This window comes from Saliphagus sp. GCM10025334, from assembly GCF_042663485.1.
Classification (GTDB): Archaea; Halobacteriota; Halobacteria; order Halobacteriales; family Natrialbaceae; genus Natronosalvus.
Genome location: NZ_JBHTAF010000001.1, coordinates 611054 through 625478 on the forward strand (window position 1 = coordinate 611054; position 14425 = coordinate 625478).

Sequence of the window (14425 nt, forward strand, 5' to 3'; positions counted from 1 at the left end):
CACGCCGAATCGGGCGACCGTCCGCGCCGCTCGACGTCAACAGTGACAATCGCGAGAAGGAGCCAGGGACGGGATTTGAACCCGTGAACTCTCGATTACAAGTCGAGTGCATGTACCACCCATGCTCCCCTGGCGCGGTCTGTGAGTTATCACTCGTCCTTTGAGTGTGTATCGTTTTCGGCCGGCCGGTCGAGTTTGCGCTCGAGACCGACCCTGAACGGGTCGTACCCGGCCTCGCGGTAGAAGCGCCTGGCCGCCTCGTTGTCGGCCATCGCCTCGAGAATCAGTCGGTCGACGCCGCGATCGGCGAAGCTGACCTCGACGCGGTCGAGTAACGCCGATCCGATTCCCTGGCCGCGGTAGTCGGGGTCGACGTAGAGGTTCGAGAGCAGGCCACGCGTACACGCCAGCTCGAGCGCGCCGTGTTCGACGGAGAAGGACGCGAATCCGACGACTCGGTCCCCGTCTCTGGCGACCAACAGTCCGTCGTCGACCTGGTGGGCGCCGAGGGTCGCCCGCATCGTCTCCCGGTTTTCCTCCGGGCGAACGACGGAGCCGTGTCGGCGCTGGTCGGTCGCGAGGCGGACCCAGCACTCGGTGACGGCCTCGAGGTCGTCACTCGTTGCCGGTTCGATCACGAGGTCGAGGTCGTCACCGGCCGTCATTCGTGGGTGGGCGGCACTCGAGGAGAGTTCACTAACACTGGCGGCTCGAGACACGGACGTCGCTGCTCGAACGATGTGTGCTGTCGCTCGAGGAACGAGCGCCATCGCGAGAGACACGGATATCGCCGCTCGAGGTACAGGCCTCGCCGCTCGAGATGCCCGGGCGAACGAGCCACGGTCCGCATCGACCGGCCACACAGCTCAGCGGGCACGTCACACCTGCCGACAGTCCACACAGACCAGCTGGCCGTTGGCCTCCTGGAGCGAGTCAGTGAGCGTCCCACACGCCTCACAAACGCCCTGCGTGCTGAACTCCTCACCGCCGTTGGTCGCGTACTCGTCCGAGAGAGACGCGTTGCCCTCGTTCGTGACGCCGACGCCCTCGGCGGCCGGTTGGCTCGTCGCGCCGTGGAACGACCCCGCGACGGCGATGACGTCGCGCTGGGTCAGAACGCCGACGAGTTCGCCGTTTTCCTCCACTGCGAGGTTGCGAATGTTCTGACTCGCCATCGTGTCGGCAGCATCGGTCAGTGAACGGTCGGTCTCGATCGTGAGTACCGGCGACGTCATGACGTCCCCAACCGTCGTTTCGGCGGGGTCGTCCTCGTCTTCGACGACGCCCAGGACGTCCCACTCGGTCATGATGCCGACGGCCTCGGATCCCCGGACGACGAGCACGCAGCCGGCGCGCTCCTCGCGCATCAACTGTACGGCACCGAGCACGGTGTCGGATTCGCTCACGCCGACGTATTCAGTTGTCAGGGTGTCCCTGACCGACAGATCCGATTCCATATCGAAATACACAGCCCAAACGACCTAAAAGGTACCTCCGACACGTATATACGGTCACACACTGAAGTTTCGCTTTCTGTCGTGCTCGAAATTCGGTGTTGGGTCAGAACTCGACGCGCGTCCCGTTCGCCCGACAGTGCTCGAGGGCGCGTTTCGCCGCGTACCCCGCCTCGTGCGCGCTCGCTCCTGTGCCGACGCCAACCTGCATGGTCACGTCGACCGCCGACTCGACGTGTTCGATGGCCTCGAGGTAGTCCGCTCGCTCGAGGTCGGGACAGACCACGATGACGTTGTCGCCCCCGACGAAAAACGAGAGGCTGCCGTGGGCGTGGCGCATGTGGCGCATGAGCGCAGCGTAGCCCTGTTCGATCTCGATGAAGCTATCGAAGGCGTTGAGTTCGTCGGTGTACTGGCCGGTCGCGTCGATCACGTCGAAGTGAGCGATCTGGACGTCCCCGTCTGTTCGGTGGGCGTCGTCGATGGTTCGGCCCTCGAGGATCTCGCGGCGATGCTCGTCCTGGGCGCTGCCGGCGTCCTGGATCAGGCTCGTCGCGTCCGAGAGCGCCTGAACCGGGGTCGTCCCCGTCGCGACGCCGAGGCTCAGGGTGACCGGGTAGCGGTTGCCGACGGACTCCTGGATCAGCGCGTGATCCTCGAAATCGAGGCCGTTCGTGACGGCGATCATGTTGTCGAATCGTGTGAAGAAGACGTAGCCGTCGCGGGCGCCGATGTACTGCGATAGGTCGGCGTACAGTCGCGACTGGAGCGTCTGGAGGTCGGCTTCCCGTCGCGGTTCCGGCGTCACGGTCCACGGTCCGTAGTTGTCGATCTGAAAGAGCGTCACCTGCGTGTTCGTCACGGTACTCGTCCGTTTCGAACGATATCGTATAAGCGATACGTAATCCAGATTCGTGATGGGGGTTCGAGGTGACTCGAGCGGAGGTCTACTCGACTACGCGGCCGCTCAAGGAACGGTCACTGGTCGGGCGACTCGAGTCGACGGATACTGAGAACGGAGACGAAAACGAGAACGGCGCACCGACGGCCGATCAAAAGGACGCGTCGATTAGGCCGACTTCGTCTCGGGGTTCGCGCCAACCGGGTGGTAGTCCCAGAAGTTCCCCTCCCGCATGGCCGCGCCGACCGCCTTGTGCATGTCCGTGATCGTCTCGAACTCCGGCTCGTCGACGTACTCGAAGATGTCCGCGAGTGCGACGACCGACTGGTGGTTGATCCGGATGGGTTCGTCGCCGTGGGCCTCGACGAACGCGTCGCGCTCGAGCGGGAAGTCCTCCTCCTCGTCGACTTTCTTGGCGATGATCGCCATGTCGAACTTGCGCATCCCTTCGCTACCCTCCTCCCCATCGGGGTCGTGTGGCCAGTCCATACCAGAGCGTGGGCCCGGGGGGCGCAAAAGGGTTACTCTCCGCGAGCGACGCACAGCGGATGCGACGGCCGCTGCTCAATCGGATTCCGCCGTTCGAACCGCATCCTCGAGCACCTCCTCGCGGTGTTCGTCGAGCAGCGGCGCGCGCCCGCGAGGCCGTGGCGGCGTCTCGCTCATCTTGATCGGACTGCCCGCGATTTCGATTTCGCGGTCGGCCCCGGGTTGAGCCACCGAAACGAGCATCTCGCGCGCGTGCACGTGCGAGTCGTCGAAGATGTCCGCCGTGTTCTGGACGGGCGCGACGGGTACTCGGCCCTCGAGCGCGTCGCAGATTTCGTCACACGTGCGCTCGCGCGTCCAGTCGAGGATGGCCGCCCGAAGCGTTTCTCGGTTACTGAGCCGGCTCGAGGCGTCCGGGTACTCGGCGGCGAGGTCCGGACTATCCATCGTCTCACAGAGGGCGTTCCAGTGGTTCGAACCGAACGCGGCGATCACGACGTGGCCGTCGGCAGCCTCGAAGGCGTCGTACGGAAAGAGGGTCGGATGGGAGTTCCCCTGACGCGTCGGCGCCTCGCCGGTGTAGGAGTGCTGGTATATCGCCCGTTCGGTCATGCTGATCATCGCGTCGTACATCGCGGTGTCGACGTACTGGCCCTCGCCGGTTCGCTCGCGGTGGTGCAACGCAGCGAGGATGCCGACGCAGTTCAGCGTCGCCGTGAACAGGTCGCCGATGCCGGGGCCGACTTTCGTCGGCGGGCCGTCCTCCTGGCCGGTGATCTCCATGACGCCGCCCAGCGCCTGCGCGACGAGGTCGAACGACGGCTGGCCCTGTCGGTGCGTCTCGCCCGTCCGTGGGTCCCCAAAGCCCCGAATCGAGGAGTAGATCAGTTCCGGGTTGTGCTCAGCGAGCGTCTCGTAACCCAGGTCGAACCGCTCCATCGTGCCCGCGCGGTAGTTCTCGACGACGACATCGGCTTCTTCGACGAGCGAGAGGAAGGCCTCGCGGTCACGCTCGGCCCCGAGGTCCAGCTCGAGGCTCCGCTTCCCGCGGTTGACGCTCTGGAAGTAGCCACCGTAGGCCTCCGCCTGGGCGCTTTCGACGAACGGCGGGTTCGGTCGAATGAGGTCCCCACCCGGCCGTTCGATTTTGACGACGTCTGCGCCCATGTCCGCGAGCAACATCGTACAGTACGGTCCGGCGAGCACCTGCGTTAGATCCAACACGCGAAGCGAGGAGAGCGCTCCCATGCCCTGACCTCACGTAATGGAGATAAAAACCTTTACTATAAATCATGATGGTGTCATAGAGTCCCACAGGAGGGCCGTTAAGGTGTATTAGGAGTATTATCATGATCGACCATTAACTTTAAACACAGGTCTATCATGGTTGTGCACACAATGTCCCGCACGGTCGTTCTCGGGGTCATCGGGTCCGACGCCCACGTCGTCGGCATCACGATCCTCGAGCAGGCGTTCGCTGCAGCAGGCTTCGAAGTCATCAACCTCGGCGTCCAGACCTCCCAGGAGGAGTTCGCCGACGCCGCCAGCGAGCACGACGCCGAGGCCGTACTGGTCTCCTCGCTGTACGGCCACGCCGAGCAGGACTGCCAGGGGTTCCAGGAGACGCTCGAGGCCCACGATGTCGACGCGGTGACTTACATCGGCGGCAACCTCGCCGTCGGCCAGGACGACTTCGAGCAGACTCGCGAGACCTTCCACGAACTGGGATTCGACCGCGTCTTCGACGCCGAGACCCAACCCGAGGAGGCGATCGCGGCCCTGAAGCGCGACCTCCAGCTCACGGCTACGGAGCAAGAACGAGACCGGGCCACCGTCACCTCGTAGATGATACGCGACGAGCGCATTCCGGCCGAGGAGTTGCAACGCATCGACGCGGCCCTCCGCGAGAACTGGCCCACCGGGGAGGCCGTCGACTTCGACGAAGCCGTCGAGTTCCACGAGTCGCTGCCGCCCGCGAAACGCTTCGCGGACGTACTCGAGTCGGCCAACCGCCCGCTCTTGCAACCGAGGGCGGGCGTTCCACGCCTCGAGGATCAGATCGGCCTGCTCGAGTACCTTCACTCGGAGGGCGAGGCAGACCTCCTGCCGACGACCATCGACTCCTACACGCGCGACAACGAGTACGGAAAGGCCGAGGAGGGACTCGAGGCCGCCCGCGAGTCGGGCGAAGACACCCTCAACGGCTTCCCGGCGGTCAACCACGGCATCGCCGGCTGTCGCGAGTTGATCGAGGCCGTCGACGCGCCGATCGAGGTCCGCCACGGGACCCCCGACGCTCGTCTGCTGGCCGCAGTCACCTTCGCTGGCGGCTTCCAGAGCTTCGAGGGTGGCCCGATTTCCTACAACATCCCCTACACCAAACGCCACGACCTGGCGACGACTATCGAACACTGGCAGTTCGTCGACCGGTTGGCCGGCGCGTACACCGAACGCGGCGTCCGTATCAACCGCGAGCCGTTCGGCCCGCTCACGGGGACACTCGTCCCCCCGAGCATCGCCATCACGGTGATGGTGCTCGAGGGGCTGCTCGCCGCCACGCAGGGCGTGCGTTCGCTTACGCTGGGCTACGGTCAGGTCGGGAACGTCGTCCAGGACGTGGCCGCACTCCGCGCACTCCGATCCCTCGGCGAGGAGTACCTCCCCAACGAGGTGTGCGTCACTACGGTCTTCCACGAGTGGATGGGCGGGTTCCCGCCCGACGAGGCGCGGGCGAACGGCGTCATCGGCCTCGGCGGCATAACCGCGGCCATCGCCCGCCCCGACAAGGTCATCACGAAATCGCCCCAGGAGTTCCAGGGTGTTCCGACGAAGGAGGCGAACGCAGCCGGCCTCCGAACTACGAGACAGATCATCGACATGGCACTCGAACAGGACATCGACATCGACGGCATCGACGAGGAACAGGATCTGATCGAACGCGAGACCCGCTGTCTCCTCGAGGCGGTCCTCGAGCACGGCGACGGTGACGTTGCCCGTGGCACCATCCGGGCGTTCGAGTCGGGCGCGCTCGACGTTCCCTTCGCGCCGAGCGATAGCGCTCGCGGGGCGGTCCTCCCAGCCCGCGACGACGACGGCCGCGTCCGCATCCTCGAGTTCGCCGACCTCGCGATGAGCGACGAGGTCAAGGAGATCCACGCCGCACGCCTCACCCAGCGGGCCGAAACCGAGGGGCGCGAGCAGTCGTTCCGCATGGTCGCCGACGACGTCGACGCGATCAGCGACGGCCGCCTCATTGGCCGGCCGAACGGGGGTGACACCCGTGCAGATTGAATCAGTCCGAGCAACTCCCGGGGTCTCCGGCTTCTACACCGACGACCAGCTGGCCATCAAGCGCGGCGCCCGCGAGGACGGCTTCGCCTACGCAGGTGAGCCGCTCACCGACGGCTTCGAGTCGGTCCGCCAGGCGGGCGAAGCCCTGCTCGTCGACCTCGAGTTGAGCGACGGGACGGTCGTTCGCGGCGACTGCGCGGCCGTCCAGTACTCCGGGGCGGGCGGGCGCGACCCGCTCTTTCGTGCCGCCGAGTACGCCCCACTGGTCGAGGGGGCGGTCGCCGACGCGCTCGTCGGCCGCGACCCGATCGACTTCGGCGAGAACGCGGCCGTGCTCGAGGGACTTCGCCAGGACGGCTCCCGACTGCACACCGCCGTCCGCTACGGCGTCTCCCAGGCCCTCCTCGCCGGGGCCGCGCGCACGCGCGTGACGACTATGACAGACGTGCTCGCAGACGTGCTCGGGACGGAACCGGCGACCGAGCCGGTCCCCGTCTTCGGCCAGTCCGGCGACGACCGTCGACGAAACGCCGAGAAGATGCTGCTCAAGGGCGTTCCCGTCCTCCCACACGGGCTGTTCAACAGCCCCTCGAAGCTCGGCCCCGAGGGCGAGAACCTGATCGCCTACCTCGAGTGGCTCCGCGAGCGAAGCAGCGAACTGGGTCCCGAGGGCTACGAACCACGCTTCCATATCGACGTTTACGGTACGATCGGGGAGCTATTCGGTGTTCCCTTCGACAGCGACGCGATTCTCGAGTACTTCGCCGACCTCGAGGCCGCCGCGGGGCCGATCCCCCTCCAGATCGAGGGACCGATGGACGTGGGAACACGCGAGGACCAGATTCGCGCGATGGCCGAACTGCGCGACGGGCTCTCGTCGGCAGGCGTGGAGGTCGACATCGTGGCCGACGAGTGGTGCAACACGCTCGCGGACGTCCAGGCGTTCGTCGACGCCGGGGCGGCCGACCTCGTCCAGGTGAAGACGCCGGACCTCGGAGGGATTCAGCGGAGCGGCGAGGCCGTCCGCTACTGCGAGGGAACCGACACGCGCGCGTACCTCGGGGGCACCTGCAACGAGACGGACGTCTCTGCTCGAGCCTGTGCACACGTCGCACTCGCGACGGACGCCGCCCAGGTGCTTGCCAAGCCCGGCATGGGGTTCGACGAGGGCTACATGATCGTCGAGAACGAGATGCGCCGGACGCTCGCCCGCCGCGGGCACGCGGCGACCGCCTCGAGCGAACCGGAGGAGGTGACTGCCGATGACTGATGCCGACGCGGACGGTTCGCGAGACGATAACGACTCGGGTGCCAGGAACGACCTCGAGTGGACCGACCCCGACACCTTCACCAGCGCGCTCGAGCGAGCGGGCATCCGCGAGAAAGGACACTACTTCGAGGACTTCGCGGAGGGAGATGTGATCCAGCACGAACCCGGACTCCGGCTGACTCGCTGGGGGAACGAACTGTGGACGAGCCAGACGCTGAACCACGACCCTGTGTACTGGCGCGCGGACGTCGCCAGCGACCGCGGGTATGACGAACCGCCGATCCACCCGGACTACCTGCTGGCGGCCACCCTCGGGTGTACCGTCGAGGACCTGAGCGAGAAAGGCGGCTACTTCCTTGGCCGGACGAACGTCCGCTTTCCGGCCGACGTCGTCGCTCCGGGGACCGACCTGCGCGTCGAGAGCGAAGTCCTGACTACGAAGGGGTCGAACTCGAGACCAGACTACGGCATCGTCACCTGGGCGACCCGCGGGTACGACGCCGGAACGGGGAAAACGCTCTGCACCTACGAGCGAACGAACATGATCCCGCGATGCGAGCGCCTCGAGACGGACGGGAGCGGCGTCGAGGCCGACGGCGGCGGCCGCCCGTCGGATACCGAACGTGCCGTGAGTGCACTCCCCGAGACGTTCGTCACCCCCGAGGGCGACGCGTTCGAGGACTTCGAGGCCGCCCTCGAGACGGCCGAGAACCGGGACGCCGTCGTCGCCTACCGCCACGAACGCGGGCGGACGATGGACGACGTGACCGTCGCGACCCTGCCGCTGGCGACGCTCAATACCGCAAAACAACACCACAACGCCGACGCGATGGCCGACGCGCCGTCGGGAGGGATCGTCGCCTACGGCGACGTGACGCGCTCGACGGCGCTGGGCCACGCTCGCTCGGACGAGCGAACCCACCGCGAAGTCGGCTTCGAGGACGAACGCTTCCACGCGTTCGTCACCCCCGGCGACACCGTCTACTGCTTCACGCGCGTCCTCGAGACGAGTCGCGAGACGACGACCGCGAACGAGCGGGCGGGGACCGTCCGCTTCCAGCACGTCGCATTCAACCAGCGCGACGAGCCGGTGTACTCCGGGATTCGAACCGCCGAGATACTGACTCGAGACGACTGAAGCGAGTCCAACGATACAACGGCCACACTCCCAATGACCAACCGAACCTGCCGCACCTTCCAGACCGCACCGGCCGCCGTCCCGAAAGACGACACGGCGAAGTACCTCAGATCCGGCCTCACCGCCGAGGGCTTCCAGGCTCCCGACTGGCTCGTCCCCGACCTCGAGGACGGCACCGCCCCGGACATGAAAGCCGAGGGCCTCGAGAACGTCTGTGAGTTGCTCCACGACTTCGAATTTCCCGGGGAGATCTGGCCGCGCGTTCAGTGGAGCTACGACGACGAGACTGTTCGTGCCCAGGGCCGCGAGGAAATAGACACGCTCGTCCGCAACGTGGGCGACGAGATCGACGGCATCGTGGTCCCCAAGGTCGGACGACAGGGAAACGTCGAGCGCGCCCTCGAGGCGGTGGCCAGAGCGGAAGCCGATCACGGCCACCCCGAGGGATCGATCGGGCTCTCGATCATCGTCGAGACGGCACGCGCCCGATCGGACCTGCGCGAGATCGCCCGACTACGGACCGGCCCCGGCGGCGAGCGCCTCACCGCCCTCGTCTTCGGCCCCGTCGACTACACCGCCGAACTCGGCGGACGCGACCTCGGCGACGGCCGCCCGCGCTGGGACGGCTTGCTCGAGGCGCTCTCGAACGAGGCGAGCGCGAACGACCTGCTGGCGATCGGCGGCCCGTTCGACGACCTCTTCGCCGAACGCGCGGGCGTGACCGTCTACAACGCCGACGGCTACGCCGACCAGGTCGAGCGCGAGGCGCGGATCGGCCTCGACGGCTCCTGGTCGCTGTACCCCAAACAGACGATCCAGGCCAACCGGATCCACACGCCCACGCCGGCAGAACTCGAGTGCGACGTGGACAAGATCGAACGGTTCAACGCCGCGAAAGTCGAGGGAACCGGCGCGGTGACGATCGACGGCCAGATGGTCGACGAGGCGACGTTCAAGAACTTCCGGAACACCGTCGAGACGGTTCGGGCGATCCACCGTACCCGTCCCGAACAGACGGACGATCTGTACGACGCGGGGGTGCTCGAGCGGGCGCTCGAACTCGAGTTATCGTACCGGTAGGCTCATCGGACGCGCCGAGCGGTCGGAGAGTGGCTCGAGTGGTCGAAGAGCGGCCTCGGGTGGTCGGAGAGCGGCCTCGAGCAGTTGGGAAGCGGTTTCGAGCGGTCGGGCAACGGGCCTCGAGCGATCGACTGCAAGTGCAAATCGAGGCGCCAATCACTCCGTCGCCGCGGTGTCTGTCTCTGTCCCTGCCTCCGAAAGCATCTCGACGCGGAACAGGTAGTCGTCGTAGGCGCCGTCGAGATTCGCGGGGCTCTCCTCGTCGGTATGTGCTCGACAGAGGAACGCCTTCGCCTCGACGGCACCGTGCCCGGTCTCTTCCTGGTAGCGTTCGACGACGACGAACGTCGCCGGTTCGGTACAGTCGCGACGGTGGCACTCTCGAGGCGAGTCGTGATCGTCGCCCGCCGGGCTCTCTTCGTCGGTTTCGTCCCACTCGTTCGGTGGTTCGGCCTCGTCACCACGGTCGCGCGCCTCCGAGACTTCCCGTTCTCGCTGGCGGTTCTCCTCGTCCCGAGCCTGCTTCTCTCGACTCCGTTTCGTGTCTGCCATACGGTGACATACAGTCGTGAACGTGATAACGCTGTGGACGGCACGTGAATGGGCGCGCCAGGAATGGCTGTCAAGCCGCCGTCGCCAGTGAACCACACGCCGTCGACGCAAACGTTGATTGACCTGGCGGTCGTTACTGGGCCATGATCGAGCATCCGGACGAACGACAACTGATCGTACGCGCACGGTCCCACCTGGAGCAGTGGACGAATCGTGCCCGAACCGAGGCGTACAGCGAACTGTTCGAAGGTGACGACCCGATTCTCACGGCCGGGGACGTACAGCTCCTCGATACGCTCGACTCGGCACTCGAGCGACAGGGTGGAGACGGCGTCTGGGGAACCGATCAGTACGGTATTCACACCGCTGGTGACATGGGGTCTGACGTCCCGCTCGGTGTCGTCTGTGTTTACCACCCACAGATAACCGACGATTCCGTCCTCCGAGATGGAGACGGTATCGACGACGAGACCGAAGAGCGACTCAACGCGGCACTCTGGCGATACAGCGAGCGCGTTTCGACACTCATCGAAGACGAACTCGAGGAGTTCATCGAGCGAACGCGGAGCGAACCGTAATCGAGGGGAGGTCGGATGCCTGCGCCCCCTTCGTTGCCACCGGGGCTGAACATCGATCAGGAAAAATACCACCGCCCGCAGAAATCGCGTTCGCCGACGTACTCGTTCACTCCGACTCGTCGTTCTTTCGCACTTCCGTGACGATCACGTCCCAGTCCGGCTGCTCGGGGCCGTTTCGACACTCCCACCCACCTTCGACGTCGACACCGTTACCGTGCGCCTGACGAAGGAGCGACTGCATTTCGGCGTTGAGTTCCGCTCGAGTGGCGAGCGAGGCTTCTTCGGAGGTCATACGGGAGACACTCCCTCGGTCACGCCGTCCGTTCCCGTCTGCTCTCGCGAAGTGAGCGCGACCGTGCCGTCGTTGGAGACGGTTATCGCGTACGTCGCTACCCGAAACGTGATCGAAACCCCCTCACCCGTCCCGTCTCGAACGCGGGCGAGATTGTCGAGCGCACCGGTGTTGATGGACGTGTGAAGCGGTTCCAGTTCGACTGGATCGACATCCATCACCTCCGAGAGTACCGCGACGACGGCCATGCTCGCAGAGACTGCATCCTGGTCGTACTCGGCTCTGTACGTTTCCGACTCCGGATGAAACGCCATCGACGCCAACTCGACACCGGCCTGTGTAGCAATCATACTACGTCACCCTAGCGGCCTGAATCGGGTGAAGAGCGGCACTGATTATACAGAAGGTACTAATACCGGTCTACCGATCGTTCCGGCCAGGTCTACGGATTAGCGAGCGTTGCGCCGATGAGACGGCGATGCCCGCGTCTGAGTCGGGACGAAAGCGACTGCTGGGTGATGCCGAGTTCGTCGGCAACGTCCTCAAGTGACGTCTCACGCGGCGAGTCGAAGTAACCCCGCTCGTACGCCAGCACCAGCGCCTCTCGCTGTGGGTCAGTCAACTCGTAACCGTCGCCCTGTACCGGGAGCAACGCGTGCACGGCGGTGATTTCGATGGGGATGTCGTGTTCCTGGCAATTGGTTCGGAACTGGCTGATCGCGTCGCGGCTTTCGCCTCGAACCTCGAAACGCCACCCGTCTCTCGTCCCGATCCCGGAGAGGACGGCGACGTTGGTCTTGGCAAGCGCGCTCAGGATACCGAAGTACGACTCCTCCCACTCCGCCCGCATGAGAAACTCGCTGTCGACGCTATCTATGAGGTCGACGCTGACCACGCCGGCGTGAGCTTCGAACGCGGCCTCTATATCCTCTGCCTCCGCGCCACGGACCCAGAAGTAGGGGATGATCAGCGTATCGTGCGGGATGAGTCGCTCGAGCTCGACCGTGACCCCCGGCAAGTTTTCGAAAATAGTTCCCAGCGGAAACTCCTCTGCCGGACTCGTAAATTCTAACACGGTAGCCATACCTCCCAATTCGTCGGGGCGGCGAATAATCGGCACGGGTGGTGTATCAAGTTACAAGGCGACGACTCGAGTAATGGCAGTATGAGTACGACACGACGACCAAGGTAATGGCAGTATGAGCATACGACGATGATTCGACAGGAACATTTTGAGGCGGGGAAACGGTTTCCCCCGATTCCAATCTCGGCAGAGCATGGTGTACCATGCCACCTAGTTTTGTACTAACATGGTCAATCATGGTGACGAGAGCGAGTCATGAGCGTGATCGCAGAATTTCGAATCGCGTCCGCCAACTTCGAACTCGGACGAATTCTGCACATCGAGGGGATCACGTCTATCGAACTCGAGAATCTCGTGCCAATCGGTGAGGCCACCGTTCCCCTCTTCTGGATCCACAACTCGACGCGAAGCTCGTTCGTCGACGCGGTCAAACGCCATCCGACCGTCAACGACGCATCGGAGGTCGACGTCTTCGAGGACCGAACGCTCTTCACGCTCGATTGGGACGCGAACCAGGACCACCTCTTTCGGGGAATCAGAGAAACCGATGGGCAGCTTTTGAGTGCCACCGGGACACCCGATTCGTGGGCCTTCGAACTGCGATTCCCCGATCACACGGCCCTCAGCGAGTTCACGACCCGCTGTGAGGACGCACAGATCTCGCTGGAGGTGGCTCGCGTGTACAACCCAACGGAACCGGACGCCGGTCCGTGGCACGGCCTGACCGGTCCCCAGCGGGAAGCGATCACGCTGGCCGTGGAGATGGGGTACTACGACATCCCGAGAGGCTGTACGACCAAGGAACTCGCCGACGAACTCGAGATTTCCGACCAGGCTGTCACGGAACGGCTCCGCCGAGCAATCGGGGCGCTCGTCACGTACACGCTCATCCCTTCCGAGGGAGACACGTGAGATCGGATTCCCTCGTGCATCATGGCGAATCCTCACACTTCTCACCCGGTAATGAGTGGTTATGGATCGCCAGTCGAGCAAGACGAGTGCGGAACGGTTGGGTATCGGGGGAGAGGCGACGAGACCCAGTCCACCCGAGGGCAGCGAAGCAAATCCTCCCGACGACGTTCTCCTCGCGATTGCCAGCGAGCAACGTCGAGTTATTCTGCGAACGTTGAATCTCGCCGACGAAGAATCGATGGAGATGGACGCGCTTGCGAAACAGGTTGCCGAAGCGCTCCGGAGTGAGGGCCGATCAGACAGTGAGCACGGACGACGCGTCCGAACGGCGCTCTATCACGCCCACCTCCCGAAACTGGAAGCGTGCGGCCTGGTCGTCCGCGACCCCGAAACGAATCGGATTCGGAACGCCACAAGTGACCTGGGTCAGGAACTGCTGACGGTACTCGAGTCCTACGAGACACAAGCGTAACGTCGCCCGTGGTGATCGAGCCGTTCGACGGCTCGGCCCGCGTTATTCGAGCGATCCGGTCAATTCTCGGTTTCGACGCTTCAGCGTGAATTACTCGTCCAGTACGACGCTCGAGTCGTCGCGAGGCCGATACTCGAGTTCGTGCATCGTCTCGGCTAGCGACAGGAACCGGTCGGCGTTGTTCGAGACCCCGTGGGCGGTGATCGCGTGCGTCGAGAGCGAGGCCGAGAGCGTCGCCTGGAGGAGGCGTCGGCAGTCGGCAGGGCTGAGCCACATCGCACGGGCGTAGCGCTCGCCGGAGCCGTCGCGTTCGTCGCAGGTCTCGCGCAACTCGTCCTCGTCGAGGAGCCAACCGATCCGCAAGTTCACGACCTCGAGGCCGTGTCTGCGGGCGTAGTACTCCCCCATCGCCTCCCCGAAGACCTTCGTCACGCCGTAGTAGCTGTCGGGACTGGGCGGATCATTGGGGCGGACGACGAGCGGATCGCCTCCGGTGGTCTCGACCCTCGTCGGGTCCACGACGTTCTCGCCGTTGACGGCGTGGTTCGAACTCGCGAAGATCACCCGCTCGAGGTCGTTCTCGAGGGCGGCCTCGAACGCGTTGTACGCGCCGTCGATGTTCGGCCCCTCCAGATCGTCCCACTCGGCCGCGGGTGAGGGGTTCGCGGCGAGGTGGATCAGCACGTCCGCACCCTCGAGCGCGTTCGAGAAGGCGTCGCGGTCGGCGATCTCGAGCGTCTCGCTGTCGATGTCCTCGTGTTCGCTGTGGCTGAAGAGTCGACAGTTGTACGCCGACAGGGCCTCGATCGCCTCTCGCCCGACCCGCCCCGAGGCGCCGGTGATGGCCACTGTCCGATCGGTCGATCCGTGGTGGTCCGCCATAGACGGCTGCACGACGCTGAGCCCAAAATA

The 14425-nt window shown here is 65.0% G+C and carries 18 protein-coding genes and 1 tRNA gene; 8 read left to right on the forward strand and 11 right to left on the reverse strand.

All coding sequences use genetic code 11. From position 1 onward, the window contains the following. Positions 1-60: 60 nt before the first annotated feature. From ACFQO4_RS02715 to mct, 6 genes are all read right to left on the reverse strand, one after another. Positions 61-134: transfer RNA gene (locus ACFQO4_RS02715), tRNA-Thr, on the reverse strand. 15 nt (positions 135-149) lie between these two features. Continuing rightward, complete coding sequence (locus tag ACFQO4_RS02720) at positions 150-665, reverse strand: GNAT family N-acetyltransferase (RefSeq protein ID WP_500259463.1); 516 nt, start codon at positions 663-665, stop codon at positions 150-152. Between the two features lie 213 nt (positions 666-878). After that, positions 879-1457 carry a CBS domain-containing protein gene (locus tag ACFQO4_RS02725; RefSeq protein ID WP_500259464.1) on the reverse strand — a complete coding sequence of 193 codons (579 nt, stop codon included), beginning with the start codon at positions 1455-1457 and terminating at the stop codon, positions 879-881. A gap of 103 nt (positions 1458-1560) precedes the next feature. Then, positions 1561-2316, reverse strand: a complete 756-nt coding sequence (locus ACFQO4_RS02730; protein ID WP_500259465.1) for a GTP cyclohydrolase III — start codon at positions 2314-2316, stop codon at positions 1561-1563. 207 nt (positions 2317-2523) lie between these two features. Then, positions 2524-2844, reverse strand: coding sequence for a DUF5785 family protein (locus ACFQO4_RS02735; protein ID WP_500259466.1), 321 nt, complete (start codon positions 2842-2844; stop codon positions 2524-2526). A 75-nt stretch (positions 2845-2919) separates the two neighbouring features. Then, entirely contained in the window at positions 2920-4092 is a 1173-nt protein-coding gene (gene mct, locus ACFQO4_RS02740; RefSeq protein WP_500259467.1) for a succinyl-CoA:mesaconate CoA-transferase, read from the reverse strand. A 135-nt stretch (positions 4093-4227) separates the two neighbouring features. On the opposite strand from mct, the gene glmS reads away from it, so the two are divergent. Genes glmS through citE form a run of 5 tightly spaced genes read left to right on the forward strand, consistent with a single transcriptional unit; the run spans position 4228 to position 9623 of the window. Next, positions 4228-4689, forward strand: a complete 462-nt coding sequence (glmS, locus tag ACFQO4_RS02745; protein WP_500259468.1) for a methylaspartate mutase subunit S — start codon at positions 4228-4230, stop codon at positions 4687-4689. Continuing rightward, positions 4690-6135, forward strand: coding sequence for a methylaspartate mutase subunit E (locus ACFQO4_RS02750; RefSeq protein WP_500259469.1), 1446 nt, complete (start codon positions 4690-4692; stop codon positions 6133-6135). Further along, positions 6116-7405 carry a methylaspartate ammonia-lyase gene (locus ACFQO4_RS02755; RefSeq protein ID WP_500260446.1) on the forward strand — a complete coding sequence of 430 codons (1290 nt, stop codon included), beginning with the start codon at positions 6116-6118 and terminating at the stop codon, positions 7403-7405. Before ACFQO4_RS02750 ends, ACFQO4_RS02755 begins: the two co-directional genes overlap by 20 nt. Further along, positions 7398-8543 carry a 2-methylfumaryl-CoA hydratase gene (mch, locus tag ACFQO4_RS02760; protein ID WP_500259470.1) on the forward strand — a complete coding sequence of 382 codons (1146 nt, stop codon included), beginning with the start codon at positions 7398-7400 and terminating at the stop codon, positions 8541-8543. Before ACFQO4_RS02755 ends, mch begins: the two co-directional genes overlap by 8 nt. Positions 8544-8576: 33 nt before the next feature. Further along, entirely contained in the window at positions 8577-9623 is a 1047-nt protein-coding gene (gene citE / locus ACFQO4_RS02765) for an L-malyl-CoA/beta-methylmalyl-CoA lyase (RefSeq protein WP_500259471.1), read from the forward strand. A 156-nt stretch (positions 9624-9779) separates the two neighbouring features. Here citE and ACFQO4_RS02770 read toward each other — a convergent pair whose 3' ends face one another. Next, positions 9780-10175 (reverse strand): hypothetical protein, encoded by a 396-nt coding sequence (locus ACFQO4_RS02770; RefSeq protein WP_500259472.1) that lies wholly within the window; start codon positions 10173-10175, stop codon positions 9780-9782. A 143-nt stretch (positions 10176-10318) separates the two neighbouring features. Between ACFQO4_RS02770 and ACFQO4_RS02775 the strand changes: the two genes are divergently transcribed. Continuing rightward, positions 10319-10753, forward strand: coding sequence for a DUF7539 family protein (locus ACFQO4_RS02775; RefSeq protein ID WP_500259473.1), 435 nt, complete (start codon positions 10319-10321; stop codon positions 10751-10753). A gap of 106 nt (positions 10754-10859) precedes the next feature. Here the strand turns inward: ACFQO4_RS02775 and ACFQO4_RS02780 are convergent, their stop codons facing one another. From ACFQO4_RS02780 to ACFQO4_RS02790, 3 genes are all read right to left on the reverse strand, one after another. Continuing rightward, complete coding sequence (locus tag ACFQO4_RS02780) at positions 10860-11045, reverse strand: hypothetical protein (protein WP_500259474.1); 186 nt, start codon at positions 11043-11045, stop codon at positions 10860-10862. Next, a complete protein-coding gene (locus tag ACFQO4_RS02785) occupies positions 11042-11395 on the reverse strand; it encodes a HalOD1 output domain-containing protein (protein ID WP_500259475.1) in 354 nt (117 codons plus the stop codon). The genes ACFQO4_RS02780 and ACFQO4_RS02785 overlap by 4 nt, the downstream gene beginning before the upstream one ends. A 92-nt stretch (positions 11396-11487) precedes the next feature. Further along, the gene (locus ACFQO4_RS02790; protein WP_500259476.1) at positions 11488-12129 is read right to left on the reverse strand and encodes a helix-turn-helix domain-containing protein; all 642 of its coding nucleotides are present in this window, start codon (positions 12127-12129) and stop codon (positions 11488-11490) included. 255 nt (positions 12130-12384) lie between these two features. Here ACFQO4_RS02790 and ACFQO4_RS02795 point away from each other — a divergent pair, with 255 nt between their 5' ends. Together ACFQO4_RS02795 and ACFQO4_RS02800 are read left to right on the forward strand one after the other, a co-directional pair. Next, entirely contained in the window at positions 12385-13041 is a 657-nt protein-coding gene (locus ACFQO4_RS02795) for a helix-turn-helix domain-containing protein (protein WP_500259477.1), read from the forward strand. A 61-nt stretch (positions 13042-13102) separates the two neighbouring features. After that, positions 13103-13513 (forward strand): DUF7344 domain-containing protein, encoded by a 411-nt coding sequence (locus ACFQO4_RS02800; RefSeq protein WP_500259478.1) that lies wholly within the window; start codon positions 13103-13105, stop codon positions 13511-13513. Between the two features lie 90 nt (positions 13514-13603). Here the strand turns inward: ACFQO4_RS02800 and ACFQO4_RS02805 are convergent, their stop codons facing one another. Further along, a complete protein-coding gene (locus tag ACFQO4_RS02805; protein ID WP_500259479.1) occupies positions 13604-14395 on the reverse strand; it encodes an NAD-dependent epimerase/dehydratase family protein in 792 nt (263 codons plus the stop codon). Between the last annotated feature and the right edge of the window lie 30 nt (positions 14396-14425).